We start from the raw sequence: 26,282 nt of genomic DNA, 5'->3' as shown, positions 1-26,282 counted from the left end.
TTCCGCCCGGCCACTGCCGGCCGGACGGGTACGCGCGTCAGGACGATCAGGCGATCGAGAAGTAGCTGTGCGGATCAGCCTGGATGTCCTCGGCGGTCACGCCGACGAGGGTCAGGGTGTCGCCATGGCCGAGGTCGATGACGGTGTTGCCGCCGACCGTGGTCGCGCGGGCCGCCACGTCCTCGGCGGTCGCCACGCCGGTGCCGTTGATGTCATGCGCGATCTGCAGCATGTCCGTGCCCGCCTCGAAATCGAGGACGACGTCGTTGCCGCCTCCACCGGTGAAGACGAAGACATCGTGTCCGGCGCCGCCGATCAGGACGTCGTCCCCGGCGCCGCCGAAGAGGATGTCGTCGCCCGCGCCGCCGATCAGCACGTCGTTGCCGTCGCCGCCATACAGGACGTCGTCCCCCTTGCCGCCCTGGAGAATGTCGTCTCCCGCGCCGCCCTGAAGGACATCGTTGCCATTGCCGCCGGACAGGACATCATTGCCATTGCCGCCGAAGAGGATGTCGTCGCCATTGCCGCCGAAGAGCGCGTCGTCGCCCTCGTCGCCGTAAAGCACGTCGTCCCCTTTATCGCCGAAGATGAAATCATCCCCGTCGCCACCATGAACGAAATCGTCGCCGTTGCCGGCGTGGATCACGTCGCTGAAGCGAGTCCCAATCAAAAAGTCGTCGAATGCACTTCCTTCGATCGTCGCCATTCGGCACCTCCTAAGCGATCTGGTGAACCCGGACCTGTCCGGAAATCCGGCCGCAAATCCTGTGTCCGGGAACGGTTCCGACAGCATCGCAAGCGTCACGCCGTCGCTCGACTCTTAGAGGATTACTCAATGCGTGCGTCGCAGCAAGCTTTTTATTGTGACTATTTTGCGATGCACAAAAATTTAGACTTCATTTTATTCGGCAACTCTTCCGACAATCCCGAGAATATACTTCCAATTTTGAAATATCCCTCGCCATCCGCTCCTCGCCTCGGGTCGCGTCAATCCTCGCGGAATGCCCGGTTGAAGCTGTCGGTGAAGGGCGAGATCAGATAATCGATCGCGCGGCGCGCGCCGTTGACGATCATGACCTCCGCGGTCATGCCGGCATGCAGCACGATCTTATGGCCCTTCAGGCTGTCCGGATCGATCTCGGCGCGCACGACGAAATAGGCAACGCCGGACTTCTCGTCGACGAGCTGGTCCGGCGCGACATAAGTCACCTTCGCCTCCAGCGGCGGCAGGGTCCGCGAGTTGAACGCGGTCAATCGCACGCGGGTGGGCGCCCCGACGCGCACCACATCGATATCGCGCGGGTCGACCTTGGCCTCGACGATCAACGGCTCGTTCTCCGGCACGATGTCGAGGATCGCCTCGCCGGCCGTGATCACGCTGCCGGCGGTGCGCATGCGGATATTGGTGACGATGCCCTCCTGAGGAGCGGTCACGATCAGGCGGCGCAACACGTCCCGCGCCTGGACGATGCGCTCGATGACCTCCGACAGCGCCAGCTGGGCGTCCTGAATGTCGCCGGCGATCTGGTTCTGCCGCTCGAGGCTGATCGACAGGATCTCCAGATTGGCGCCGGCGACCGCCTGCTCGGCCTTGGCCTTGCGCGCGGCGAATTCGCCGGCCCGCCCGGAAAGCTCGCTCTGCCGGGTCTGCAGCTCGACCAGCTGGCTGCGCTTGGCGTAGCGCTTCTCGTAGAGATCGGTGAGAATCCGGACCTCGTCGTCGATCAGGGAGCGCTGCCGGATGGTGGCGTCGATCTGCGCGTTCAGCGCCTCGGACTCGGCCTGATGCTGTTCGATGACGCGCTGCTGGATGTTGATCTTGCCGTCATGGACCTGCGCGCGTGACTTGAACAGCGTGAGCTCGGCACGCAGCACCTCGCGCGCGATCGGGCTCTCTCCCCGCTCGACGATGTCGGGGAAGTCGACCTCGGCTGCATTCGCCTGCTCGGCCCGGAGGCGGGCGAGCTTCGCCTCCAGCCCGATCCGCTTCGCCTCGAGCTGCTGCAATTCCGCACGGGCGCGGGCATCCTCCAGCCGCAGCAACGGTTCATCCTTGGCGACCCGCTCGCCCTCGGCCTTGAGCAGGGTCTTGAGGATGCCGCCTTCGAGATGGCTGACCGTCTTGCGCTTGCTGTCGACGGCCACGACGCCGCTCGCCACGGCGGCATTGTCGAGCCGGGCAGTAACCGCCCAGGCGCCGAAGCCGCCGAAGCCCACGCCGATCGCCGCCACCCCGGCGAGAACCAGGCTGCGCAGGCTCGGCACGCGCTCCTCCGGTTCCTGCCACGCGGCGGAGGCGACAGGCAGCATTTCAGGGCGTTTGATCAGGGAGTTTCCGGTCACGCCTTCACCTCGCGAACGGACGGGGCGGATGGGGCGGCATTCGCCGCGGCCGGCTCGATCTCCACGCGCCCGCCGGGCGTGATCATGCCGGCGATCGCCGCGCGTGGGCCGAATTGCTGGACGCGGCCGTCCTTCAGGATGAGGAGCTTGTCGACGACCTGCATCACCGAGGGGCGGTGCGCGATCAGAATGACGATGGCCCCGCTCTCGCGCGCGGCCGCCACGGCGCGGATCAGACTCTGCTCGCCCTCGGCGTCGAGATTGGCGTTCGGCTCGTCGAGAACGATCAGGCGCGGCAGCCCGTAGAGCGCGCGCGCCAGGCCGATGCGCTGGCGCTGGCCGCCGGACAGCTTGAAGTCGCTGTCGGCCACGCTGGTGTCGTAGCCGAGCGGCAGCCGGCCGATCAGCTCATGCACACCGGCGATGCGCGCCGCTTCGAGGATCGCATGCGGATCGGGGGCCCGCATGCGGGCGATGTTCTCCGCGATCGTGCCGTTCAGGAGCGAGACCGATTGCGGCAGATAGCCGACCATGGCCCCGAAGGAGCCGCGCTCCCAGAGATAGGTGCTGTGGCCATCCAGATAGACGCCGCCGGCATTCGGCTTGAGGACGCCGACGAGCAGCCGGGCCAGCGTCGACTTGCCGGCGCCCGACGGCCCGACGATGCCAAGCACCTCGCCCGGCTCCAGCGAGAAGGACACGCCCTTGATCACGGTCTGCTCCGAGCCGGCAGGAGCGAAGATCACGCGGTCGACCACCAGATCGCCCTGGCAGGGCGGCGTCGGCACGGTCTGGCGCTGCGAGCTGCGCGACAGCACCAGCTCCCGCACCCGCTTCCATGCGGTCGCGGCCAGCACCCATTGCCGCCAGTCGGTGATCATCGAATCGAACGGCGCCAGCAGCCGACCGAGCAGGATGCTCGCCGCCATCAGCGTGCCGGCCGTGACCTCCGCGCGGATGATCAGCACGGCGCCGGTGGCATAGACCGCCAGCTGCATCGTCATCCGGCACGAACGCGTCAGCGCCGCGATGAACTTGGCGCGGCGCGTGCCCATGTCGAGCTGCTCGATCATGACGAGCTGCTGTCCGCGCCAGCGCTGCGACAGCGCCGGCAGCATGCCCATCGCCTCGATCGTCTCGGCGTGACGCAGGCTGGAGCCGACCTCGTTGATGCTGGCGACGCCGGCCTCGTTGGCCTCCTTGAGGATCCGGCGGGTCAGCATGTCCGACAGCACGCCGAGCAGCAGCAGGATGATCAGCGACGCCAGCCCGACCAGCCCGTAGACGGGGTGCAGCATGAACAGCACGGCCAGGAAGACCGGCGACCAGGCGGCTTCGAGCGGTGTCGCGATGGCCGAGCTCGCGATGAAGAAGCGGATGTCGTTGAGATCGCGGATCGCCTGCGTCGCCTGGCCCGAGCCCTGCTCGAGCGAGGCGCTCACCGCCGCCTGCAGGGCCGGCAGGTTGAGTCGGCGCGCGAAGATGCTGGCCATGGTCTGGAAGGTCAGCGAGCGGATGAACTCGATCGTGCCATAGAGCGCGAGCGCCCCCACCGCGACGACGAGCAGCATCGTCAGCGTGTCGTAGCTGTGGCTGACGGTCACCCGGTCCTGGACCTGCATCATGAAGAGCGGGACGGTCAGCAGCAGCAGATTCACGCACAGGCTGAGAGAGCCGGCATAGCCGAGGCCGCCCACGAACGACCGCTGCAAATCCCTGACCAAGGCGTCGGAGGCGGTCTGCACAGCCTTCATTCCTATCTCCGGAAAGCGAGGGTTGCCGAGCCAGAAGGATGACGTCACCATTGGGCGACGCCGACCAAGCGTCAGCATTGGGAACGTGATATGCGCGGAGTGTCAAGATTATGACAGATTAGAACTCTATCTCCTCACGCAGCGACTCAGCAAATGCGGCGTGATTATGGGATATTTCGAAATTCGAAGTAGTTTCCATCTAATTCACGTTTGATAAATTCTTATCTTTTGGCCACGCAGTATGGCACGTGCTTTGCCATAGGCTTCACTGGGGAAAGGGAGAAAAAAGGGTGGATTGTCCAAAACTCGATCAGACGGGGTAAGGAATGCACTTCAAATTGCATGGCGGCGGGCAATTTTCAGGCAGATCCTTGAACGGCCATCACCAGCCCAACGGCGATGGCGATATCGAGGACGGTCCCGAGCGAAGGCTTTCCGCCTTTGATCTGGCCCGTGTCATCGAGCGCGTGAGCCGAAGATTTCTCGACTATCTGCGCCTCGAGCTGGGCAAGCTCGGCATCGAGGACATCTCACCTGCGCAGGTGATGATTCTGTTAACCATCGGGCAAGGTGAGATCGCGGTCCGCGACCTGCTGGATCGCGGGCATTACGGGGGCTCGAACGCCTCCTATAATCTCAAGCAGCTCGTCGAGAGCGGCTATCTCGATCGAACGGCGTCGCCACGCGACCGCCGGCTGGCCAAGATCTCGCTCTCGCCCAAGGGGCAGATGCTCTGCGAGCGGCTGCGCCTGCTCGACGAAACCAGCCAGTTCAGCCAACGCTCCGAGAACGGAACCGAGGCCGATCTCCTGACGACTCACGAAACCCTGCGCCGTCTGGAGCAGTGGTGGAACGATTCCCTCCGTTACGGCGGTGTCTTACTGGCCTCATGCATATCCTATTCGTTCATCGTGCAGGATCTGGTCAGTTCGCTTCTTTGATCGCGAGCCTCGTCGCCCAGGGCGACGAGGTCACGCTGATCACCGAACGCCCTGCGCAGGAGCAGGCCGGCGTGCGGCAACTGACCTATGCGGTCGGGGAAGCATCGACACAGCACCCGGCGCTTGCCGCCACCGACTATCATCTGCGCACCGGGGAGGCCGTTGCGCAGATGATGGCGTCCCTGAAGACGACCGATCCGCCCGATGTCGTGATCGGGCACACTGGCTGGGGCGGGCTTCTCTTCGCGCGTGACGCGCTGCCGGACGCCGCCTTGATGGGTTACTGCGAATATTACTACCGCAGTTCCGGATCGGATCTGGATTTCGGCGCGACCGCGCCGATCCCCCTGGCGGAGCGGCAGCGCATCCGCATGCGCAACGCCGCGCAGCTCCTCGCTCTCGACACGCTCGACGCGGCCTACGCCCCGACGCAGTGGCAGCGCCGGCAATATCCCGCAGCCTATCGCCAGCGCATCGCCGTCTGTCATGACGGGATCGACACCGCACTCTGCCGGCCCGAGCCGCAAGCGCGCTTCACCTTACCGGATGGCCGCGAGCTCGCGCCGGGCGCGCCGGTCGTCACCTTCGTCGCGCGCGACCTCGACCCCTATCGCGGCTATCCCCAGTTCATGCGCGCCGCCGCCATTCTGGCGGAACGCGATCCGGACCTGATCTTCGTGGCTGTCGGTGGCGACGGGGCGGGCTATGGCCGCCCGCGCGACGATGGTCGCGTCTGGCGCGAAGCGATGCTGGCAGAAACCGGCCTGGCCGATCGCATCGTGCACATCCCCTGGCTGCCTCATGACGAACTGATCAGGCTGTTCCAGGTCTCGGCGGCACATGTCTATCTGACGGTCCCCTTCGTGCTGTCCTGGTCGCTGCTGGAGGCGATGGCCTGCGGCTGCCTCGTCGTCGCCTCCGACACGCCGCCGGTGAGGGAGGTGGTGCGCGACGGCATCAACGGCCTGCTCGCCCCGTTCGACGACCCCGCCTTGCTGGCGCGGCGCATCGGCGAGGCGCTGCGGAACGCCCCCGCGATGGCGCCTCTGCGCCACGCCGCACGCGAAACCATCCGGGCCGGATATGAACGCGAGCGTTGCGTGGACCGCCAGATCGGCTGGATTCACAGGCTGAGCGGCTAGCCGCTGCTGCGCGCGGGCATTTTCGGGCGAAGCGGATCGATACCAATGCGCATGAGGAAAATACTCGGGCAGCCCGACCTCAGCCCGGCGTGCCGCGAAAGGCCGGCGGGGGCTTGAGGCGGCGCCGAAGGCCTCGACCAGCTCGCCGGTCGGCCGTCCGCGTTGGCGAAACAGGAAGATCGGAACCCGTATCCGGAAGCTGCGGAAGACGAGGCCGTGGCCGTCGCGCATCCGCGCCGCCTCGCTATCAGCGATGCCGACACCGCAACCGGCGGCTAGCGCCGCGTGCGGCCTCTTTCCGCGCCAATCGCCTCAGGCCGTTCCGGCCGGCCGGCGGGCGTCGGCGTTGACGCGCTCGACATCGCTGCGCGACAGAGCGAGATCGGACAGGCCGCGCTCGTCCATCGCATAGAGAGCGCGCGCGCTCGCCCTCGCATCGAGCCAGGCCTCGAGCTGCAGCAGGAGTTTCAGGGCGCCGCCGCGCGAGCGATGGGAAAGGGAAAGCTGGGCTGTGGCTGGGCTTGCGAACATGGCATGCCTCTCAGGTGACTTGATTGCCCGGGAATCTGCGCCTTGCCGCGGCGTCAAGCAAATGCGAAGTTCTTCGCATTGCCCAAGTTGAGCTTGGCCTGTCATGAGCCGTCGCCATCTTCCGCCATTGGCCTCCTTGCGCGCCTTCGAGGCTGCCGCCCGGCATCGCAATTTCGAGAAGGCGGGCGATGAGCTGGCTGTCACCGCCAGTGCTGTCGGCCAGCATGTCAGGGCGCTCGAAACCTGGCTGCGGCGCCCGCTCTTCATTCGGCTGCCGAGCAAGGGCGTGGCCCTGACCGAAATCGGCGAGCGCTATGCCGCGACCGTCTCGCAGGCGCTCGACCAGCTCAACGAAGCGACGGCGCGGGCCTTGCGCCCGGAGACGCCGAATGTCCTGACCGTCAGCACCTTGCCGAGCTTCGCCCTGAACTGGCTGATTCCCCGGCTCGGCTCCCTGAAGGAGCGCCAGCCCCATCTGGAGGTGCGGGTCGAGATCTCGGTGAGCCTGACCGATTTCGCCCGCGAGAACGTGGACGTGGCGATCCGCTCCGGCCGCGGCGGCTATCCGGGCCTGCGGGCGGATCTCCTGATGGAGGAGAATTTCTTTCCCGTCTGCAGCGCCTCCCTGCTCGGCGATCCGGCCCGCCCGCTGCGCGAGCCGGCGGATCTCAGCCATCACACCCTGCTGCACGAGATCCCGGAAGGAATCCCCGACTTCGTCACCTGGCCGCGCTGGCTCGCGGCGGTGGGCATGCCGCAGATCGACGCGAGCCATGGGCCGCGCTTCTCGCATACCTTTCTCGCTTTGCAGGCTGCCGCCTCGGGACAGGGCGTGGCGCTCGCGACCAATGTCCTGATCGGGGATTATCTCGATGCCGGCCGTCTGGTCCGGCCCTTCCCGGATCAGGTCAGGGGTCCGCACCAGTATTATCTGGTCTGCCCGGAGGCGTCGGCGCAGCGGCCGGCGATCGCCGCGTTCCGGCAATGGCTCCGCGACGAGGCGGCAGCCCATCGCCTCGCGGCCGGCCCGGGATGACCGCGTCGTTCCGCTGAAAGTCAGCCCGTTCTAATGAAGTGGACGCGCGGCGCCATCCCGCCGGGTTTCGGGCGTCCTGCGGCTCGCATGGGCCAGCGCCAGGATGAAGGCGAGCGACAGCAGGAGCACGATGGTCGGCGCGGGCGCACTGTCGATGAAGAACGAGAGATAGACCCCGAGGAACGAGCCGGTCACGGCCATGACGACCGCCGCAAGCAGCATGGTGCTGAACCGGCGGGTCAGCAGGAAAGCGATGGCGCCGGGCGCGATCAGCATGGCGATGGCCAGGATGATGCCGACGGCCTGCAGCGCGCCGACGATCGTCAGCGAAATCAGGCTGAGCAGGCCGTAATGCAGCAGGTTCACCCGAAGGCCGACCGCCCGCGCCTGCGCCGGATCGAAGGCGTGCAGCAGGAAATCCTTCCATTTGAGGCCGATCACGCCCGCTGTCAGCAGGGCGATCAGCGCGGCCCCGCCGATATCGGCCCCGGAGACGCCGAGCATGTCGCCGAAGAGAATATGGTCGAGATGCACCTCGGACTGGATCATCACATAGAGGACGAGGCCGAGCCCGAACATGCCGGAGAAGACCACGCCCATCACGGTGTCCTGCTTGATCCGGCTGTTGTCCTTCAGGAAGCCCGTTGCGGTGGCGCAGATCATCCCTGCGGCGAAAGCCCCGACGGCATAGGGAAAGCCGAGGATGTAGGCGAGGACCACGCCGGGAAAGACGGCGTGGCTGATCGCATCGCCCATCAGCGACCAGCCCTTCAGCACGAGGAAGCAGGACAGCAGCGCCATCGGTATGGCGACGACCACCGCGATCACCAGCGCATTGACCATGAAGTCGAAGCGGAAGGGCTGGAGCAGCGTCTCGACGAGGATCGTCATGCGGCCTCCAGGGTGCGGGCGGCGCGGCGACGGGCGGCCAGCATGCCGTGCTTGGGCGCGAGGAGGAAGGCGAGCAGGAAGATCGCCGTCTGCAGCACGACGATGATGCCGCCGGTGGCGCCGTCGAGATGATAGCTGGCATAGGCGCCGGCGAAGCTGGTCAGCGTGCCGATCGCGACCGCGATCACCAGCAAGCGTGGGAAGCGATCCGTCAGCAGATAGGCGGTGGCGCCGGGCGTGACGACCATGCAGATGACGAGGAAGGCCCCCACCGTCTGCAACGCCGCGACGGTCGAGGCCGAGAGCAGCGTGAAGAACATCAGCTTCAGAGCGGTCGGGTTGAGGCCGATCGAGCGCGCATGGCTCTCGTCGAAGAAGGTGACCATGAGGTCCTTCCATTTGACGAGCAGGACACCGAGCGAGACGAAGCCGATCAGCGCGAGCTGAATCGTGTCGGCGGGGGTGATGGCGAGGATGTTGCCGAGCACGATGGTCTGGATGTTCACCGAGGTCGGCGACAGCGACACCATGAACAGGCCAAGCCCGAAGAAGCTCGAGAAGATCAGGCCGATGATGGCATCTTCCTTCAGCTTGGTCCGCTGGTTCAGGAAGAGCATCGCGCCGGCGGCGAGCCCGCCGGAGAAGAAGGCGCCGATCGAGAAGGGCAGGCCCAGCATATAGGCGCCGGCCACACCGGGCACGATCGCATGCGACAGCGCATCGCCGATCAGCGACCAGCCCTTCAGCATCAGATAGCAGGACAGGAAGGCGCAGACGCCGCCGACGAGGGCCGAGACCCACATGGCGTTGCGCATATAGCCATAGGAGAAAGGCTCGAGGAGAACGGCGATCATTCCCCGCCTCCTTCGCGCATCCCGGCCTCCCGGCGGGCCGCCCTGCCCTCACGCAGGATCAATGGCCGCTCGTCGTCGGTGACGACGCCGACGGGCGCCTGCCCGCCGCCATTTGCCCCGTTCAGCACGACATGGCGCAGCACGCCGCCGAAGGTCTTCTGCAGGTTCTCCTGGGTGAAGGTGTCCGCGGTCGGGCCATGGGCCAGGACCGTTCCCTTGATCAGGATCGTCCGATCGCAGAATTCCGGCACGGAGCCGAGATTATGCGTCGAGACCAGCATGACGCGGCCCTCCGCCCGCAATTCGCGCAGCAGCGCGATGATTCGCTCCTCGGTCTTGACGTCGACGCCGGTGAAAGGCTCGTCGAGCAGGATGACCCGGCTGTCCTGGGCGAGCGCCCGCGCCAGGAAGACGCGCTTCTTCTGGCCGCCCGAGAGCTCCCCGATCTGGCGCTTGCGAAAGGCGCCCATGTCGACGCGGGCGAGCGCGGCATCGACAGCCGCGTGATCGGCGGCCTTCGGGATGCGCATCAGGCCCATGCGGCCGTAGCGGCCCATCATCACGACATCCTCGACCAGGACCGGGAAGTTCCAGTCGACCTCCTCGGCCTGCGGCACATAAGCGATGAGGTTCTGGCGCAGCGCCTGCCGGATCGTCAGCCCGAGCACGCGGATATCGCCTTTGGCGAGGCGCACGAAGCCCATGATCGCCTTGAACAACGTCGACTTGCCGGAGCCGTTGACGCCGACGAGAGCCGCGATCGTGCCCGTAGGGATGCGGAAGCTCGCATCCCGCAACGCCGTATGGCCATTGCGGTAGGTGACCGTCGCACCGGTCACCGCGATGCCGCCCCCCGCCTCGGACGCGGCGAGGAGGGCTTTGGCATCGACAGGCACGTTCACTGCGCCAGCCCCTTGGCGATGGTGCCCGAGGTGACCTTGAGCAGGTCGATATAGGTCGGAACCGGACCGTCGCTCTCGCTCAGCGAATCCACATAGAGGACGCCGCCATATGCCGCCCCGGTTTCCCGCGCGACCTGCTGGGCCGGCTTCGGCGAAATCGTGCTCTCGGAGAAGACCACCGTGATCTTGTTCTTCCGCACCGCGTCGATGACCTTGCGGACCTGCTGCGGCGTGCCCTGCTGGTCGGCGTTGATCGGCCAGAGATAGAGCTCCTTCAGCCCGAAATCGCGTGCGAGATACGAGAAGGCGCCCTCGCTGGAGACAAGCCAGCGCTTCTCGGCGGAAACGGCGGCGAGTTCCGCCCTGATCGGCTCGATGGCGGCCTTAATCCTGGCCTTGTAGGCTTCCGCATTGGCCTTGTAGGTCTCGGCATTCTGCGGGTCGTACTTCGCGAAGGCGTCGCGGATGTTGTCGACATAGATCAGCGCGGCCGCGGGCGACATCCAGGCATGCGGGTTCGGCTTGCCCTTATAGGGGCCTTCGACGATGCCCATCGGGGCGACGCCCTGCGAGACGACAACGCCCGGCACGTTCCTGAGATTCTGGAAGAACTTCTCGAACCAGAGCTCGAGCCCGAGGCCATTCCAGAGGATGAGCTGCGCGCCCTGGGCGCGCTGGATGTCGCCCGGCGTCGGCTGGTAGTTGTGGATTTCGGCACCGGGCTTGGTGATCGACTCGACGACCGCCGCGTCGCCCGCGACGTTTTTCGCGATGTCCGCAATCACCGTGAAGGTGGTGACGGCCTTGAACTTGCCCTGGGCGGCGGCCGGCAAGCTGCCCAGCATGGCGGCAAAGGCGGCGCCCATGAAACCGGCCAGGACCGATCGACGCGAAGCAGCGGGCATGGAGGCATCCTTATTGACAATGAATTGCAGAAGCAATTCATTGCTACCTTGAAGTCCGCCGTACTTGCAAGTGCGATTTATTCGCAATTATGGAGGAGGAATTGCGCCCGACCCGCTGGAGGGCGGCGGCGTTCGGCGCCGTCGCGAGCGCTCAATAGGTGACCGTCGCCTGGATCGTATCGGCATAGGCGCCCGGTGACGGCGTCGCCTGAGCCGGCACGCGCCCATAGACGAATGTCGTCTGTGCCAGGCCCGACCCCAGCCCCGCCAGGGTATTGGCACCGAGCGTGTTTCCGAACGCCTGGGTGCGCGCCGTATCCCGGTAGAGGCCATAGGTGATCCCCTCGCCGCCCTTGACCATGCGCCGCAGCGTCGGATTGGTGGCGCCCGACAGGCCGCCATCGAGTCCGATCTGATAGGCGGTTCCGTTCGTGCAGGTCGGCGCCAGGCTGGTGAAGGCATCATGGGGCGCGGTCAGGACGCCGACCGGCCCGAAATTCAGGTCGCTGGTCGTGACCCTGCAGGTCGGCGGCACGTTCGCCGTGACGTTGAAGCTCCCAGACTGGGTGACCGTCAGCAGATTGCATCCGAGCAGGAAGGAGAGGAGCCCATAGCGGATCTGCGCATCGGCGCCGGAAAAACTGCTGCTGTAAGGCACCGGCGCAGCCGTGGCCTGGCCGCTATAGACGCGGCCATAGATCGTGACGCTGCGGCTGCCGGTGCCGCCGGGCATGGACAGATTGAAGCCGACGGGCGATGCGCCTCCTGCCGCCCACGCCCCCGATCCCCAGGGGACACTCGCCGCCGCATCGGAGAACAGGCCGTAACGGAGCTGGTTGGCGCCGTTGACGAGGGTGCGATTCGCCGCATTCGTGCCGCCGCCGCTGCCGGGCCCCAGCTCTATGCAGACTCCCACCGGCAAGATTGTACCCGAGCAGGAGACCGTGGCCGTGGCGGTTCCGTTCACCTGTGCATTGGCCGTGACGTCGACATCGCCGAAGGCCAGGGGCGTGATGCTCAAGGAGCAGGATTGGGCGCTCGCCGGCCGGGCCGCCGGCAGCATCCCTGCCGCCGCGAGCATGGTCCAGAGGCACAGCCACAGCAGACCGCGCGCTATTGGCATCGGACCGGTCCGATCGAGACTTGCGCCTTGTCCCGGGGCGCGAAGGGAAACCGCGCATGGCAGGATCCCGCCTCGAGCCGCACGACCACCTCGTTATCCGCCGACAGGTTCTCGATGAAGGCCCGGCCGTCATAGCCGACCGTGAATTCCGGCGCGGCGGCACTCGTCCCCCTGAGACCGGGTTGAAGCGCGCCCGTCGCCCCAACGCGCAAGGGGCGCCCCGCCGCGTCCTGAAGGATGACGATCGCCGCGTTGCTCATCGACCTGACGCCGAAATCGACGATCACGCCGGCCCGATCCGACGGGGCGCGCAATTCGACCGTGGTCTCCGAGGACGCATCGACCGGCAGGTCGCGGGGGTCGATCGAAATCCTGTTGGCCTGATAGGATCGCAGCGTCGGGATGAGCGCGCTGCCGGATGCGTCGGTGCGGGCGACCACCCGGTTCTCGAACAGCACGTCCACGCCCGGGACGCCGACCTTCGCCACGGCGAACGCATCGTCGATCCGGTTGCCGGCGAAGACGCTGCCCCCCGCGATCGCCACCGAGCCGTCGAGCTGCATCGTCCCGGTGAAGCCTCCGTCGCCCTGCGCCACGCCGGCCTCGATCTGGCCGGCGGCGCCGCGATAGGCGACGGACGCCGCCCGCCGCGTCTGTCCGGAGGGCCCTTCGACATCGCGGATGCGCCAGCCGACGCTTCCGATCTCCTGGCCGATGGGCTTGTTGACGTCGGCCGCGAGCGACCAGGTCGAGCCCGTGCGGCTGGCGCCCGCCGAGGAGGTGATGTCGCTCCCGAACGGAAACGACAGCCCGGCGAAAACGCCAGCGGAACTGCGATCCGCCAGATCGGTGTAGAAGGTGGCGTAGAATGAGCCGCCACCCCAGAGCGGCCGCGTATAGCTCGCATTCACGATGCGGTTGGCGCGCCCCAGCGCCGGCTTCACATGGGCGAAGCCGAGGCTGACCGCTCCGCCCAGCAGCGGCACCGGCACGCCGATCGAGACCCTGTCGAGCGCGCGCGGCGGCAGAAGCATCCGCTCCCATCTGTCGCCGCTCAGCGTCGGCGAGCCCGCCGTCGCGACATAATCGGTGACGCCGCCGCCCAACCCCGGGAACGGAACGCCGCTGACCGCGGCCAGATCCCTGTAGGCTCCGAAGGTCCTCTGGGACGCGGCCATGAAGGACACCCCCCAAAGCTGCGTCTCGAACGAAACATAGGACTGGCCGCCGATGCGGCCATCGTTCCAACTGCCGGCGCCCGCCGCGGTCAGCACGCCGTAGCGACCGAGGCCGAAGACGCCGCCGACGCTGCCCGTGCCGAGCCCGCGCGTCCCCTCGCCATGCGCGACCACCGTGACGGTGTCGGTGATGCCATAGCGCGCGCTTGCCGATCCCGCGACATCGTCGCCATAGAGGCTGGACCGCAGGCCGTATTGCAGCCGTGGCCGGCCGAGCTCGGCGGAAAAATCGAACAGGCCCGGCCGGAGCAGATTGCTGGACACGACGAAGGGCAGGCTCGACTCACTCTGCCGGCCCGAGGCGTCGCGCACGACCACGCTGGCATTGCCGTTGCCGGTGAGGATGGGGATGTTGGTGATGCGGAACGGGCCGCTGCCGACATCCTGTGAAATGGCCTTCGCGCCGTTGACGAACACGTCGACCGTCGACGGCACCGCCGCGGAACCCGTGACGCTGGGCAGCGGCAGCGTGATCAGGTCGGGGCGCAGCCCGAAATTCCGCTGGAACTGTAGGCCGCCCAGGCGGACGGGGCGGGTCCATGCCAAGCCGCTCGAGATCAGGTCGCCGGCACGATAGGTCAGCAGGGTCTCCGGGTCGGAATAGGTCCAGCTCGTCTCCAGCCGGAGCGCTTCGGTCGATCCCCCCGCAAGCGACCGGTCGCTCAGGATCCCGGTCTGCGAGACCACGCCGATGGGGCTGAACAGCCGCGCGTCGAGCGTCGCGGACAGGGTGGGGTAGCGCCAGAAGCTGCTCAATTGCTTGTCCTCGGATGTTCCGAAGAGCGTGTAGTTGAGGACGGCACCGGTGCTGCCGCGCTCGGGCTTCGGCGCGGGCGTGGCGCTGGACGGTTGCGCGTCGTAGGTCTTGGGCAGGCGCCCCTCCGGCGGCAGCCTGATGTCGATCCGCTGTGCCGCCTCGTCATAGCGGAAGGTCAGGCCGGGAATGGCGAGCAGGGCGACCTCGTCCGCCGCCTTGAAGGCACCGGGGACCTTGACGCCGAGCTCCTCCAGCTCCTTGCGAAGCGCCAGGATGTCACCGCGAGGATTTTGACGAAAGGCGCCGATCAGGCCGATCGCCTGGCCGTCGAGAAGAACATCGAGATGCAGCTCGCGGCCGGCTCCGTCCTCGCCTCGAGCGGGGTTCGCAGCCCAGCACGCCGATCCAAGCACCAGCATCGCCATGGCTGCGAACCTAGCGGCTGGCGGACACCGGCAGCGGCGCATTGAACGAGCCAATGTCGGTCATGCCGGAAATCGTGAACCGCGCGCCCGACCTCGCTGACGGCGACGAGGGAAGGACCCATTGCATCGACGAACCGCCGAGCGAATAGCCGAGAAGCCCCTTCGTCTCGGACACCACCTTTCCGGAAGCGTCGCGGATCGTGATCGCGGCGAAGCGTGCGCGCCTTTCTCCGCTGTTCACCGCGCTCAGGGTCAAGCCCTTGTCATGGCGGCTGACCGACCAGGCGACCGAGGCGGGCGAAGCGGATTTCCGGCTGAAGAAGACGGGCACCACATGGCGCATGACCAGAGCCACGGTTCCGGGCGTGCGGTTCGGCTTGGGCAATTCGTCGATGACCAGCCGATACGCCTCCTCTCGCGCGACGGGCTGCCCCGTCACCCGGACGATCCGGACCGTGTAATCCTGACGGGAGCGCAGCTGGACGACCGGCGGGCTGGCCACGACGTCGTCCACGGGCTCAAGCCGTTCGGCTCCGTCGCGCTGGATCCAGCGAAAGACGCGGATCTGGGCGGTGATCGGTTCGACATCCGTGTTGCGCAAGGTGATCGTCGCCGTGTTTCCGGGCGCCGCGAGGTCCAGCAGCACGGGGGCGACCTGCAGGGAAGCCGCATCCGCCGCTCCGGCGAGGAGGCTTGCAAAACCAATTCCGATGACCGCGCTCTTCATGCGGGTTTCCTTCTGTTCCGGCACAGCGGCAGGGATCGGCGCTGCGCATGCAGCTCCGTCGCGCCTCCTTCGGTTAGGCCTGGTCGATCGTCGGCGGCAGGCGAGCGCAATTGCGCCGGTCAGTACGTCACCGTCACCGTGATGGTGTCGGTGTAGAGCGCCGGCGCGGGGGTGGTTTGGGGCGGAACCCGGCCGTAGACGGTATAGTTCTGCGCCGCGCCGCTCCCGATCCCGGCAACGGTATCCGTCGCGATGGTCGATCCCCAGTTCTGGGTTCGGCCGGCGTCACGGAAAAGCGCGTAATTGATCAGGCCGCCGGCCCCCGCCATTTGGCGCGTCGTGACGGAGCCACCATTCACGCCCTGGTTGAGCCCGATGGAATAAGGCGTCGTGGCTGTGCACTGGACGCTGATAGTACTCGTCGAATCGACATTCGCCGAAAGGACGCCGGCGTTGCCGAAGTTAAGATCCGAGGCACTGACAACAATGCAGGTAGCCTGGATATTGATCTGAACCTGGAAATTGCCCGTAGCCGTGGCCGCATTCGAGGCACTTGACACAAGGGAAGCTATCAGTACTGCGGAAACGAAATGTATTCTTGCCATAATAAAAACATCCATTGTCAGGAATTTAGGCAAGTCGATACAATAGGAGTATTGGGCCAGCTTGGTTAATGGATGCTTAACACCGCAACCTGAGCGTGCTAGCGCCGGCATCCGTTCACGCACCTCACATGGCCTGCAATCCTCGGCACGAGGCCGGCAGCGCTGCAGCGCCTCTTGCCGGCGCAAGCCGCTCCCGACCACCTCGACGCCCTGCTTTTCTGAAGCGAAACCGGTCCGCCGCCGGCTCCCGCGATCAGCTCCCGATGGACAGGCCATCCATGCCGGCGAGCGCATCGAGCTCTTTCGCGATCCCAGCCTGGAGCCAGAGAGCGATCTCGACGACGACGGGGCTCAGGGGCTTGGACCGGGGCGCGACCAGGCTATGGTGCTGGCCGGTGCGGATGACGAGATCCGAGGCAGGCACCAGCATGCCCTTCAGCAGCATGCTCGCGATGACGCTGACCCAGCCGAGCGCGATGCCCTCGCCGTTGAGAGCGGCCTGGAGAATGACGGAGTAATCCGTGAATTCGTGCCAGACGCCGCGGGACGTGCCGCGATGGGCGACGTTGCCCCATTCCTTGGCCCATTTGGGGGTCGCATGGTCCGTCAGCCACAGGAACACATGTCCGGCCCCATCGCCCTTATGGTCGAGCGGGCCGCGGGCGCTGAGATAGGCCGGGCTGCACACCGGGAAAATGATCTCGGGCGCGAAAGACCAGCGATGAAAGCTTTCATCGTCGGCGGCGACGATGCGCGTGGCGAGATCGACATTGTCCGGGATGCCGCGCAGGACGCCCGGAACCAGATCGAAGCGGATATCGACCTGCGGGAATGCCGCATTGAACTCACCGAGACGCGGCAGCAGCCAATGGGCCACGAAAGAGCTCGACATCGAAAGCGTGACGACAGGTTTCGTCGAACTCTTGCGACGCTGGATCGCCTCGATGGTCTCGGCAATACGGGTGACGGCCTCACCGAGGACGTCATGGAGCGCGCGCCCATCGATGGTCAGCTCGATTCCACGCGCGCGGCGTTCGAAGAGCTTGACCCCGATGGCCGCCTCCAGCTCGGCGACGCTGCGGCTGATCGAGGGCTGGGTGACATTGAACTCGACCGCCGTCGCCGTGAAGCTGCCGGTGCGTGCCGCGGCCTCGAAGATCAGCAGCCCGCGCGCCGACGGAACCAGGCGAGGAAGAAGAGCCATACTCTCAGCGTATCCCTCGCCAAGCTTTTTTCAATCTACTCCGCTTCCGGCATCTGCCGCAGGATCGCAGGGGGATCAGCCATATGACAGCGCCTGCGCAGCTTCGCAGCTGCCATCACGCATGCGTATAGGCTTTGGCTTTGGCGAGGACAATTCGGTGAGTGCAGCACAGCTAACCGCCGCTCCCGCGCCCGATGCAAGCCTCGACCCGCTTCTCGAGGCGTTCGCGATCAAGAAACTGCGTTTCCGAAATCGCATCGTCAGCACCAGCCACGCCTCCATGCTCGACGATGGCGGGCTGCCGCTGGAGCGCTATCAGCGCTACCATGAGGAGAAGGCCCGCGGCGGGCTCGCCATGACGATGATCGGCGGCTCGGCGATGACCTCCCCCGACTCCAGCTGGGGCGGCGGCCAGCTCGATCTCTCCAGCGACCGCATCATTCCGCATCTGTCGCAATTATCGGCGCGCATCCACCGCCATGGCGCGGCGGTGATGTGCCAGGTCTCGCATCTCGGTCGCCGCGCCACCTCCTATGGCTGGAACTGGCTGCCGGTGCTGGCGCCGTCGCGCGTGCGGGAGACGCGCAACCGCAACTTTCCCAAGGAAATGGATGAGGCGGATATCGCGCGGATCATCCGGGATTACGCCGATGCGGCGCTGCGTTGCATGGAGGGCGGGCTCGACGGCGTCGAGACCGTGACGGGAGGCCATCTCATCGGCCAGTTCCTGTCGCCGCTCACCAACAAGCGCAGGGATCGCTTCGGCGGCTCGCCCGAGAACCGCGCCCGCTTCGGCCTGATGGTCCATGAGGCCATTCGCAAGCGCGTCGGTGACGACGCCGTGGTCGGCATCCGCTTCGTGATCGACGAAGGCGTCGCCGATGGATCGGGGTTCGAGGATTGCCTGCAGCTCGCCCGCATCTTCGAGCGCGAGGGGCACATCGATTACTTCAACTGCATCTACGGCCGCATGGACACCGATCTGGCGCTGGCGGAAGACAACATGCCCGGCCTGTTCCAGCGCAGCGCGCCCTATCTCGACAAGGTCACGCAATTCCGCCGCGAGACGAAGCTGCCGCTGATCCATGCCGGCGGCATCCGCGATATCGCAACGGCCCGCCATACGATCCGCGAGGGCATCGTCGACCTGATCGGCATGACGCGCGCCCACATTGCCGACCCGCATATCGTCAACAAGCTCATCCGGGGCGATGAGGAGCGGATCAGGCCCTGCGTGGGCGCCTCCTACTGCCTCTACAAGAAGGTCAACTGCATCCATAACCCGGCCAGCGGACGCGAGACCGTGCTCGGTCACGAGGTGAAGCCGGCCTCGCGGCGGCTGAAGGCCGTCGTCGTCGGCGGCGGCCCCGCAGGCCTCGAAGCCGCCCGCGTCTGCGCCGAGCGCGGCCATTCCGTCATCCTGTTCGAGGCGGCGCCCAGGCTCGGCGGCCAGCTGCTCGTGGCAACGGCCGCGGCCGAACGGCGCGATCTGATCGGCATCGTCGACTGGCGGATCGGCGAATTGGAACGTCTCGGCGTCGATATCCGCACGAACTGCTATGTCGAGGCCGACGCGGTGCGCGCCGAGGAGCCCGACCTCGTCATCATCGCCACGGGCGGCGTTCCCGACACCGACTGGCTGGAGGGCGCCGAGCTCTGCGACACAGTCTGGGACGTGCTGACCGGAACGGTGCCGGGCAAGGACGATGTGCTCGTCTATGATGGAACCGGGCGGCAGGCGGCGGCGTCCTGCGCCCTGCATCTCGCCCAGCAGGGCAAGACGGTCTCGATCGCCACGCCGGACGACGCGCTTGCCGTCGAGATGTCCTATATCGACAGATCCGGCTTCAGGAAACGCTTTGCGGAGCTTGGCATCCGCTCCTTCACCGAGGTCAGGCTGGAGAAGGTCGAACGCCGGGGCAACACCCTTCAGGCCAGCTTCCGCCACGAGCTGACCGGTGCGCAAAACCGGATCGAAGCGAGCCAGATCATCGTCGAGCACGGCACATTGCCCGCCGCCGAGATCTATCACGCGCTGAGAGCGCTCTCGGCCAATGACGGTGTCACCGATACCGCTTTCATGGTCGGCGATGCGGAGGCTGAAGCGCCTCCGGCCGGCAGCTTCCTACTGCATCGCATCGGCGACGCGGTGTCGAGCCGGGACATCTATTCATCGATCTACGAGGCCTACCGGCTCTGCTCGAAGCTTTGAGCGGGGCGCGCCCGGACGATGGGCATGGCATCGTCGCGTGGACCTTGCGAAGCTTCGCAGGGGAAGCACTGTTCACGCCGTCGGAAAGTAAATCGTCGCCGTAATTTAGAATATTTATAATGTTTTGGCCTCAGCTAGCCCTTTTCTCGCAGGGCCGTTAAGAGGTCGCCCCACAGACAACTTTCCTTGGACATGACGCGTGGGCAGCTTCAAATCGCTTTTGATCGCGGCCGGGCTTTGCGTCGCCGGCGGCATCGCGACCCCGGTTGCCGCAGCTCCGAACAGCTACCCGCTGACGCTCGACAATTGCGGCGTGAAGGTCACCTTCCAGAAGGCTCCGCAGCGGGCCATCGGCCTCGGCCAGAACAGCGCCGAGATCATGCTGCTGCTCGGGCTCCAGGACAGGATGGTGGGCACCGCCTTCTGGCCAAGCAAGGTCCTGCCGCAGCTTGCCGAAGCCAATGCCAGGGTGAAGCTCCTGACCGTGGAGTTCCCGACCTTCGAGAGCATGCTCGCCGAGAGGCCGGATTTCGTCGCAGCCGCCCTTCCCACGCTGCTCGGTCCGAGCAGCAAGGTCGCGAAGCGCGAGGATTTCGAGCGTGTCGGCATTCCCAGCTATCTGTCCCCCAGCACCTGTCTCGATACGAAGGGCAGCAAGGACGCCTATGGCAGCCGCGCCCAGCTCTGGAGCACGGATGCGCTCTATCAGGAGATCGACGAGCTCTCGCGGATCTTCGACGTCGCCGATCGCGGCCAGGCCCTGATCGCTGATTTCAAGGCGCGTGAGGCGGCGCTGCGCGCCAGCGTGACGCCGGGCGACCAGAAACTCTCCTACGTCTTCTGGTTCTCCAGCCCGTCTCCCTCCGCCGACGCCTATCTCGGCGGCAAGAACGGCGCGTCCGGCTTCATCGCCGACCTGCTCGGCGGTCGCAACGCCATCCAGACCGAGGCCGAATGGCCGACCCTTGGGTGGGAAGGCATCATCGCAGCCAAGCCCGACGTCATCGTCGTCGCCAACCTCGACCGCAACCGCTGGGAGCTCGACAAGCCGGAGGCCAAGATCAAGTTCCTGACCACGGACCCGGCGGTCAGCCAGCTTGCGGCCGTCAGGAACAAGGCCATCGTGGTCATGGATGGCCAAGCGATGAACCCGACCGTCCGGACGATCTACGGCGCCGAACAAGTGGCGCAGCAGTTGAAAGCGCTCGGCCTGCTGAAGTGAACGGGGAATACGGCGCCCTCCAGGGCAAGGCGGCCCTGGCCGGCCTGCTGCTGGGATCGCTGGCGGCGATCGGGCTCGCCATCGGTCTCAGCGTCGGCATCGGCGACCTGCCGATCCCGCTCGGCACGACGCTCGCCGCCGTCACCAACCGGCTGGGCTGGACGACGGTCGAGATCGATCGCGTCTACGAGACGGTGATCTGGGATTACCGCTTGAGCCGCGCTCTGGTCGCAGCCTTCTGTGGCGCCGGCCTCGCGCTCTCCGGCGCGATCATGCAGTCGCTGCTGCGCAACCCGCTCGCGGAACCCTATGTGCTCGGCATCTCGGCGGGCGCATCGACCGGCGCGGTCGCGATCATCATCCTGGGCCTGGGCGGCGGCGTTCTCTCGCTGTCCGGCGGCGCGTTCCTCGGCGCCTTCGCCGCCTTCTGCTTCGTCGCCCTGCTCTCGAACGGCACGCGCGGCGGCGCCGACCGCACCATCCTGGCGGGCGTAGCGGCTTCGCAGCTCTTCAATGCCGCGACCTCCTATATCGTCACCACCTCCGGCAACGCCCAGCAGGCCCGCGACGTCATGTTCTGGCTTCTCGGCAGCTTCGGCGGCGTGCGCTGGCCGGAGTTCATGCTGGTTTCGGTGGTCGTCAGCCTCGGGCTCGTCGCCTGCCTCTGCTATGCGCGGACGCTCGACACCTTCGCCTTCGGCGACGAGACCGCCGCCTCCCTCGGCGTCAATGTCGGCCGGGCCCGGATCGTCCTCTTCGCCCTCACTGCCATGATGACCGCGACCATCGTCAGCATGGTCGGCTCCATCGGCTTTGTCGGCTTGATCGTGCCCCATACCGCCCGGGCCCTGATCGGCCCCCTCCATGTCCGGCTCCTGCCGGCCTGCGTGCTGATCGGCGCGGTTTTCATGGTCTTGGCGGATGTCGCTTCGCGTGCCCTGATCCCGCAACAGGTGCTCCCGATCGGCGTCGTCACCGCTCTCGTCGGCGTGCCGTTCTTCTCGATCATCCTCTACCGGCTGCAGCGTGCCTCATGAGCATCACGGCAGAGAATCTGGTCTGGCGGATCGGAAGCAGGACGATCGTCGACGGCGTCTCCTTTGCCGCCGAGCCCGGCCGGATGCTGGGATTGCTCGGCCCCAACGGCTCCGGCAAGACCTCGCTCCTGCGCCTTTTGACCGGTCTGAAGCGGCCGCAATCGGGCCGCGTGCTGCTGGATGGAAGCGATCTCGCATCGCTGGGTGCCCGAACGGTGGCGCGTCGCGTCGCCTTCGTCGAGCAGCATGCGACCACCAGCGCCAATCTCCGTGTCGTCGATGTCGTCCGGCTCGGACGATTTCCGCATCGCTCCTGGATGTCCCGCTGGACCCATGCGGACGACCGTGCCGTGGACGAGGCGCTCCAGCGCGCCGGCATGCAGGACCGGCGCAACGAGCGCTGGCAGAGCCTGTCGGGCGGCGAGAAGCAGCGCACGCATATCGCCAGAGCCCTCGCTCAGACGCCGACCGAACTCGTTCTCGACGAGCCGACCAACCATCTCGACATCCAGCACCAGATCGGCGTGCTGAAGCTCGTCGCGAGCCTGCCGATCACCAGCGTCGTCGCCCTGCACGACCTCAACCACGCCGCCATGTTCTGCGACCGGGTGATCGTCATGCAGCAAGGCCGGATCGTGGCGTCCGGACCGCCGGACGCGGTGATCAGCGAAACGCTCCTGCGGGAGGTCTTTTCAGTCGAGGCGCGCGTCGAGGCATCTCCTCACCATCACAGGCCGCATATCCACTATCTGCGGTGACCGCAGCGCGCCCTGCTGCGGGGTGAGGCTGCCGCGAGCAACTCGGCGTTTTTTTTTGCCGCCGCCATTTCCTTCAGAACCGCGCCAGTCGGCGATCGATCGCGTCCTGCAGATGGTACCAGCCGCTGACGATGGGCAGGAACCAGGGGCGGCCATCGTAGAGCGGCACCGGAATTTCGGGGAAGGCAGGGTCGTCGAAGGCGCTCCTGCGGTTCTGCTTCCCGAGCAGCTTCAGCGCCGATTGGTGGCCGAGATAGGTCATCAGCGCGACACCGTTGCCATTGCAGCCGACGGCGAAGTCGATGCCGCCGAGCTTGCCCATATGCGCGATCTTGTCGGCGGTCATGCCGACCTTGCCGCTCCAGCAATGCGTGACCTTATAGCCCGCAAGCTGCGGCCAGACCTTCAGCATCATGGCGTGAAGGCGCGGCGCCGCCTCGCGTTCCGGCACGTTGAGCATGCCGGGCCTGCTGCCGAACAGGATGCGCGTGCCGTCCGGAGACGGGCGGGTATAGATCAGCTCGCGCTTGGAATCGGTGATCATGCGCCGGCCGGGATTGATCTCGGCCATCAGCTCCGGCGGCAGCGGCTCGGTCGCGATCTGGTAGCTGCGCACGCCGACGATCCGCTTGTGCAGGAAGCCGCTCGCCTTGTCACTGTAGCCGTTGGTGCCGAAGAAGACATGGCGCGCGCGAACCATGCCGCGACCGGTCTCGACCGCGTGGAAGCCGTTCGCCAGCGGGCCGACCTTGAGGACCGGGGCATGCGAGCGCAGCTTTGCGCCATTGGCCTGCGCGAGGCGGCGCAAGGCCCGGTGATACTTCGCCGGATGGAGGCCGCCATAATCGTCGATGACGATGCCGCCATGGTAGAAATCCGTCTTCGTGATCTCGTGCTGCCGCGATTTCGGAATCTCGTGGACGGTGACGCCGGTGTGCTTCGCCAGCAATTCGCCATGGCGGCGCAGCCGGTCGTAATGACCAGGCACATGGGCGCCGAAATAGCGGCCGAAGACGCCGAGATCGGCATCGAGCTCCTTCTCGCGGATCAGGCTCTTGAGGTGCTCGTAGGATGACAGCGAATCCTCCAGAAGCCGTTCCATGCGCGCGGCATCGACGCCCTTGATCGCGCCGCCGATGACGAGCTTCTGGCCGCTCGAGACCATGCCGCCGGAGCGCGTCGAGGCGCCGGCGCCGAGTTCCTCCGCGTCGACGACCGTGACGTCGACACCATTGCGAGCCAGTTCGGCCGCAGCCGAGAGGCCGCAATAGCCTGAGCCGACGACAAGGATATCGGTCTCCTCCGGCAGCGGGTCACGTGCGGTCTCGGGCGGGGCCGCGTCCCACCAGTACGGATCGGTTGTGAAGTTCGGCGCCAGAACGCCGGTCGGCTCAGCCATGGGCGGCCTCTCCGAAGGATCTGATGTTGGACAGGAAAGTGCGGGTGCGCTCGTGCCGTGGCGCGCCGAAGAAGGCATCCGGCGGCCCCTCCTCGACGATCTGCCCCTCCGCCATGAACACCACGCGATCGGCGACCTCGCGGGCAAAGCCCATCTCGTGCGTGACGACGACCATGGTCGTGCCCTCCCGGGCAAGATCCTTCATCACGTCGAGGACGCTGCCGATCGTCTCGGGATCGAGCGCCGATGTCGGCTCGTCGAAGAGGATGGCCTTCGGCCGCATGGCGAGCGCGCGGACGATGGCGACGCGCTGCTGTTGCCCGCCGGACAGGGCGGACGGATAATCCAGCGCCTTGTGGGCAAGCCCGACGCGCGCCAGCAGCGCCCGCGCCTCCTCCTCGGCCTTGGCGCGCGGCACGCCCCGGCGGCGCTCCGGCGTGATCGTCATGTTGCGCAGTACGCTCAGATGCGGGAACAGCGCGTAGTCCTGGAAGACCATGCCGACCTCGGTCCGCATCTGCTGCCAGGCGCTCTCGTGGTGGATATCGACCGGTTTTCCGGCGATGTGGAGCGTGCCTTCGTCGGGCCGGACGAGGCCGTTGATGCAGCGGATCAGCGTGCTTTTGCCGGAGCCGCTCGGCCCGATCAGGACCACGACGCTACCCGCCTCGACATCGAGATCGATGCCGCTGAGCGCCCGATGCGCACCGAAGCGCTTGCCGATGCCGCGCAAGCTGATCAGCGGCCGGGCGCTCATGCGGCGAGCTCCCGCATGGCCCGTTTCAGCTCCTCGCGCGCGCCCTGCAGATCCCCGCGCTTGCGTGCCAGAACGCCACGGCGATTTTCGAGCCGCGCCTGCGCCGCCTCCACCGCCTGCGCGACCGCATCCGGGGCCGGCCCGCCGGGAACGAGGCGCGCAGCGACGCTGGCCGCCGGGTCGAGGCTCTCGCGGACGCGATCCGCCGGCAGGCCGAGCGACCGGCCAAGCTGATCCTGGGCTGCCGCATCGACCATCCCGATGGTGATGCCGTCGGCGGCGAGGCCGGCATCCATCGCCGCGCGGACGACCCCGCCAACGACGTGATGCGCCTCGCGGAACGAGAGATCGGCCTCCCGCACCATCAGGTCGGCAAGATCGGTCGCGGAGGCGAAATCCTCGGTGACGCGGCGCTTCATCAAGGCCGCGTTCGGCCGGGCCGTGGCGATGATCAGATCGAAGAGCGAGAGGCAGCGCAGCGTCTCCTCGCCCGCCTCCCAGACGCCGCGCATCCCCTCGCGATTGCCGTCGATGGTGTTGGTGAAATGCGTACCCTTCACCGCCGTCGCGGAGGCGACGTAGAGGCCGAGCAGATGGCCGGCCTTGCCCTTGAGATGTTCGAGCACCACCGGGTTCTTCTTCTGCGGCATGATGCTCGACGTGCCGGTCACCCGATCCGGGAACTCGATCGTCTGGAATTCGTGCGAGACCATCACGTGATAGTCCTGCGCCACGCGGCTCCACCCCAACGCGATCTGGGTCAGCGCCGACAGGATCTCGAGCCCGAAATCCCGTGTCGCGACGGCATCGAGGGCATTTTCCACCAGCCCCTGGAAGCCGAGTGAGCGTGCGACCGCCTCCCGGTCGATCGCGAAGGTCGTGCCGGCAAGCGCGCCTGCTCCGAGCGGACTGATATTGGTGCGCGCCCAGGCATCCGTCAGGCGGCCGTGGTCACGTTCGAGCGACTGCGCGACGCCGGCGAGATAGAAGCCGTAGGTGATGGGCTGCGCCGGCTGGAGATGAGTGTAGCCCGGCATCACCACCTCCCGGAAGCGGAAGGCTCCGTCGAGCGCGTGCTCCTCGACCGAGAGCAGGGCCTGGCTCGCGTCGAGCAGCAGGTCGCGGGCGCGTAGCCGGTCGATTCCCGAGGTCAGGTCATTGCGGCTGCGGGCGATATGCATCCGTCCGCCGGCCTCGGTCCCGATCAGCTTGATCAGATGCGCTTCGAAATTGAAGTAGGAATCCTCGCGTTGCGGGTCGAGTTCGACGACCTCGGGCCCGTCCGTCTCCATGCGCAGGAGCCCGGCGGCAAGCGCTTTCGCAGCCTGCGGTGAGATCAGCCCGCAGCGCGCGAGCATCAGCACATGGGCCTGGTTGAGGTCGCTCATATAGCCGAAGACGGTGCGGAAATCCCGCGCGAGCCGCGGCGCGTAGATGTGTTCGCAGACCTCCTCGGCGACCTTCTCGGTCAGGCGGCGGCTGACTTTCGATTCCATGACGGCTTCCCCAGTATCCAGGT

Annotated in this window: 23 protein-coding genes; 7 read left to right on the top strand and 16 right to left on the bottom strand. The window is 66.5% G+C overall.

Translation table 11 applies throughout. From position 1 onward, the window contains the following. Window positions 1-46: 46 nt before the first annotated feature. The 3 genes from GY40_RS14120 to GY40_RS14110 form a co-directional block, all read right to left on the bottom strand. Window positions 47-706 carry a calcium-binding protein gene (locus GY40_RS14120; RefSeq protein ID WP_038363243.1) on the bottom strand — a complete coding sequence of 220 codons (660 nt, stop codon included), beginning with the start codon at window positions 704-706 and terminating at the stop codon, window positions 47-49. Between the two features lie 281 nt (window positions 707-987). Continuing rightward, complete coding sequence (locus GY40_RS14115) at window positions 988-2,343, bottom strand: HlyD family type I secretion periplasmic adaptor subunit (RefSeq protein WP_156115956.1); 1,356 nt, start codon at window positions 2,341-2,343, stop codon at window positions 988-990. Next, complete coding sequence (locus GY40_RS14110) at window positions 2,340-4,097, bottom strand: type I secretion system permease/ATPase (RefSeq protein WP_038363241.1); 1,758 nt, start codon at window positions 4,095-4,097, stop codon at window positions 2,340-2,342. The genes GY40_RS14115 and GY40_RS14110 overlap by 4 nt, the downstream gene beginning before the upstream one ends. 326 nt (window positions 4,098-4,423) lie before the next feature. On the opposite strand from GY40_RS14110, the gene GY40_RS14105 reads away from it, so the two are divergent. Then, a complete protein-coding gene (locus tag GY40_RS14105; RefSeq protein WP_081925388.1) occupies window positions 4,424-5,038 on the top strand; it encodes a MarR family transcriptional regulator in 615 nt (204 codons plus the stop codon). Next, on the top strand, window positions 5,035-6,180 hold the full coding sequence (locus GY40_RS14100; RefSeq protein ID WP_248311168.1) for a glycosyltransferase: 1,146 nt from the start codon (window positions 5,035-5,037) through the stop codon (window positions 6,178-6,180). Before GY40_RS14105 ends, GY40_RS14100 begins: the two co-directional genes overlap by 4 nt. A gap of 312 nt (window positions 6,181-6,492) precedes the next feature. Here GY40_RS14100 and GY40_RS14095 read toward each other — a convergent pair whose 3' ends face one another. Further along, window positions 6,493-6,711 carry a YjiS-like domain-containing protein gene (locus tag GY40_RS14095; RefSeq protein ID WP_038363236.1) on the bottom strand — a complete coding sequence of 73 codons (219 nt, stop codon included), beginning with the start codon at window positions 6,709-6,711 and terminating at the stop codon, window positions 6,493-6,495. 103 nt (window positions 6,712-6,814) lie between these two features. Here GY40_RS14095 and gcvA point away from each other — a divergent pair, with 103 nt between their 5' ends. After that, a complete protein-coding gene (gcvA, locus tag GY40_RS14090; protein ID WP_038363234.1) occupies window positions 6,815-7,747 on the top strand; it encodes a transcriptional regulator GcvA in 933 nt (310 codons plus the stop codon). A 30-nt stretch (window positions 7,748-7,777) separates the two neighbouring features. Here the strand turns inward: gcvA and GY40_RS14085 are convergent, their stop codons facing one another. From GY40_RS14085 to GY40_RS14045, 9 genes are all read right to left on the bottom strand, one after another. Further along, window positions 7,778-8,638: a metal ABC transporter permease gene (locus GY40_RS14085; protein ID WP_038363232.1), complete on the bottom strand. Its 861-nt coding sequence runs from the start codon at window positions 8,636-8,638 to the stop codon at window positions 7,778-7,780. Beyond that, entirely contained in the window at window positions 8,635-9,492 is an 858-nt protein-coding gene (sitC, locus tag GY40_RS14080) for an iron/manganese ABC transporter permease subunit SitC (protein ID WP_038363229.1), read from the bottom strand. The genes GY40_RS14085 and sitC overlap by 4 nt, the downstream gene beginning before the upstream one ends. Next, entirely contained in the window at window positions 9,489-10,394 is a 906-nt protein-coding gene (locus tag GY40_RS14075; RefSeq protein WP_038363226.1) for a manganese/iron ABC transporter ATP-binding protein, read from the bottom strand. Before GY40_RS14075 ends, sitC begins: the two co-directional genes overlap by 4 nt. Then, window positions 10,391-11,299, bottom strand: a complete 909-nt coding sequence (locus tag GY40_RS14070; protein ID WP_038364187.1) for a metal ABC transporter substrate-binding protein — start codon at window positions 11,297-11,299, stop codon at window positions 10,391-10,393. The genes GY40_RS14075 and GY40_RS14070 overlap by 4 nt, the downstream gene beginning before the upstream one ends. A gap of 151 nt (window positions 11,300-11,450) precedes the next feature. Continuing rightward, on the bottom strand, window positions 11,451-12,422 hold the full coding sequence (locus GY40_RS14065; RefSeq protein ID WP_081925387.1) for a Csu type fimbrial protein: 972 nt from the start codon (window positions 12,420-12,422) through the stop codon (window positions 11,451-11,453). Next, entirely contained in the window at window positions 12,413-14,842 is a 2,430-nt protein-coding gene (locus GY40_RS14060; RefSeq protein WP_051988007.1) for a fimbria/pilus outer membrane usher protein, read from the bottom strand. The genes GY40_RS14065 and GY40_RS14060 overlap by 10 nt, the downstream gene beginning before the upstream one ends. 10 nt (window positions 14,843-14,852) lie before the next feature. Continuing rightward, window positions 14,853-15,569, bottom strand: a complete 717-nt coding sequence (locus GY40_RS14055) for a fimbrial biogenesis chaperone (RefSeq protein WP_051988004.1) — start codon at window positions 15,567-15,569, stop codon at window positions 14,853-14,855. A gap of 119 nt (window positions 15,570-15,688) precedes the next feature. After that, complete coding sequence (locus tag GY40_RS14050) at window positions 15,689-16,285, bottom strand: Csu type fimbrial protein (protein WP_349236405.1); 597 nt, start codon at window positions 16,283-16,285, stop codon at window positions 15,689-15,691. A 142-nt stretch (window positions 16,286-16,427) separates the two neighbouring features. After that, a complete protein-coding gene (locus GY40_RS14045; protein WP_038363217.1) occupies window positions 16,428-17,378 on the bottom strand; it encodes a LysR substrate-binding domain-containing protein in 951 nt (316 codons plus the stop codon). A 157-nt stretch (window positions 17,379-17,535) separates the two neighbouring features. Between GY40_RS14045 and GY40_RS14040 the strand changes: the two genes are divergently transcribed. From GY40_RS14040 to GY40_RS14025, 4 genes are all read left to right on the top strand, one after another. Then, complete coding sequence (locus GY40_RS14040) at window positions 17,536-19,590, top strand: oxidoreductase (protein WP_038364182.1); 2,055 nt, start codon at window positions 17,536-17,538, stop codon at window positions 19,588-19,590. Window positions 19,591-19,789: 199 nt separating this feature from the next. Next, entirely contained in the window at window positions 19,790-20,812 is a 1,023-nt protein-coding gene (locus GY40_RS14035; protein WP_038363213.1) for an ABC transporter substrate-binding protein, read from the top strand. 35 nt (window positions 20,813-20,847) lie between these two features. Further along, window positions 20,848-21,849: a FecCD family ABC transporter permease gene (locus GY40_RS14030; protein WP_248311191.1), complete on the top strand. Its 1,002-nt coding sequence runs from the start codon at window positions 20,848-20,850 to the stop codon at window positions 21,847-21,849. Continuing rightward, window positions 21,846-22,607 (top strand): ABC transporter ATP-binding protein, encoded by a 762-nt coding sequence (locus GY40_RS14025; protein ID WP_038363209.1) that lies wholly within the window; start codon window positions 21,846-21,848, stop codon window positions 22,605-22,607. The genes GY40_RS14030 and GY40_RS14025 overlap by 4 nt, the downstream gene beginning before the upstream one ends. 73 nt (window positions 22,608-22,680) lie before the next feature. On the opposite strand, the gene GY40_RS14020 is transcribed toward GY40_RS14025, so the two are convergent. The 3 genes from GY40_RS14020 to argH are packed head-to-tail and all read right to left on the bottom strand — an operon-like array spanning window position 22,681 to window position 26,259. Next, on the bottom strand, window positions 22,681-24,006 hold the full coding sequence (locus tag GY40_RS14020; RefSeq protein WP_038363205.1) for an NAD(P)/FAD-dependent oxidoreductase: 1,326 nt from the start codon (window positions 24,004-24,006) through the stop codon (window positions 22,681-22,683). Beyond that, window positions 23,999-24,763: an amino acid ABC transporter ATP-binding protein gene (locus GY40_RS14015; protein ID WP_038363203.1), complete on the bottom strand. Its 765-nt coding sequence runs from the start codon at window positions 24,761-24,763 to the stop codon at window positions 23,999-24,001. The genes GY40_RS14020 and GY40_RS14015 overlap by 8 nt, the downstream gene beginning before the upstream one ends. Continuing rightward, on the bottom strand, window positions 24,760-26,259 hold the full coding sequence (argH, locus tag GY40_RS14010; protein WP_038363201.1) for an argininosuccinate lyase: 1,500 nt from the start codon (window positions 26,257-26,259) through the stop codon (window positions 24,760-24,762). Before argH ends, GY40_RS14015 begins: the two co-directional genes overlap by 4 nt. Window positions 26,260-26,282: the final 23 nt, after the last annotated feature.

Origin of the sequence: Allobosea sp. UNC402CLCol (genome assembly GCF_000745475.1) — a bacterium.
Classification (GTDB): Bacteria; Pseudomonadota; Alphaproteobacteria; order Rhizobiales; family Beijerinckiaceae; genus Allobosea; species Allobosea spartocytisi.
The sequence above is the reverse complement of the archived record's forward strand: the minus strand, read 5'-3'. Positions and strand labels throughout refer to the sequence as shown.

What these genes read in the sequence shown, in the direction of transcription:
- GY40_RS14110 (WP_038363241.1), bottom strand. Translation starts at nt 4,097, where the DNA reads ATGAAGGCTGTGCAGACCGCCTCCGACGCCTTGGTCAGGGATTTGCAG.
- GY40_RS14060 (WP_051988007.1), bottom strand. Translation starts at nt 14,842, where the DNA reads ATGGCGATGCTGGTGCTTGGATCGGCGTGCTGGGCTGCGAACCCCGCT.
- GY40_RS14120 (WP_038363243.1), bottom strand. Translation starts at nt 706, where the DNA reads ATGGCGACGATCGAAGGAAGTGCATTCGACGACTTTTTGATTGGGACT.
- GY40_RS14070 (WP_038364187.1), bottom strand. Translation starts at nt 11,299, where the DNA reads ATGCCCGCTGCTTCGCGTCGATCGGTCCTGGCCGGTTTCATGGGCGCC.
- GY40_RS14015 (WP_038363203.1), bottom strand. Translation starts at nt 24,763, where the DNA reads ATGAGCGCCCGGCCGCTGATCAGCTTGCGCGGCATCGGCAAGCGCTTC.
- sitC (WP_038363229.1), bottom strand. Translation starts at nt 9,492, where the DNA reads ATGATCGCCGTTCTCCTCGAGCCTTTCTCCTATGGCTATATGCGCAAC.
- argH (WP_038363201.1), bottom strand. Translation starts at nt 26,259, where the DNA reads ATGGAATCGAAAGTCAGCCGCCGCCTGACCGAGAAGGTCGCCGAGGAG.
- GY40_RS14095 (WP_038363236.1), bottom strand. Translation starts at nt 6,711, where the DNA reads ATGTTCGCAAGCCCAGCCACAGCCCAGCTTTCCCTTTCCCATCGCTCG.
- GY40_RS14025 (WP_038363209.1), top strand. Translation starts at nt 21,846, where the DNA reads ATGAGCATCACGGCAGAGAATCTGGTCTGGCGGATCGGAAGCAGGACG.
- GY40_RS14055 (WP_051988004.1), bottom strand. Translation starts at nt 15,569, where the DNA reads ATGAAGAGCGCGGTCATCGGAATTGGTTTTGCAAGCCTCCTCGCCGGA.
- gcvA (WP_038363234.1), top strand. Translation starts at nt 6,815, where the DNA reads ATGAGCCGTCGCCATCTTCCGCCATTGGCCTCCTTGCGCGCCTTCGAG.
- GY40_RS14105 (WP_081925388.1), top strand. Translation starts at nt 4,424, where the DNA reads ATGCACTTCAAATTGCATGGCGGCGGGCAATTTTCAGGCAGATCCTTG.
- GY40_RS14065 (WP_081925387.1), bottom strand. Translation starts at nt 12,422, where the DNA reads ATGCCAATAGCGCGCGGTCTGCTGTGGCTGTGCCTCTGGACCATGCTC.
- GY40_RS14020 (WP_038363205.1), bottom strand. Translation starts at nt 24,006, where the DNA reads ATGGCTGAGCCGACCGGCGTTCTGGCGCCGAACTTCACAACCGATCCG.
- GY40_RS14050 (WP_349236405.1), bottom strand. Translation starts at nt 16,285, where the DNA reads ATGCCGGCGCTAGCACGCTCAGGTTGCGGTGTTAAGCATCCATTAACC.
- GY40_RS14085 (WP_038363232.1), bottom strand. Translation starts at nt 8,638, where the DNA reads ATGACGATCCTCGTCGAGACGCTGCTCCAGCCCTTCCGCTTCGACTTC.
- GY40_RS14045 (WP_038363217.1), bottom strand. Translation starts at nt 17,378, where the DNA reads ATGGCTCTTCTTCCTCGCCTGGTTCCGTCGGCGCGCGGGCTGCTGATC.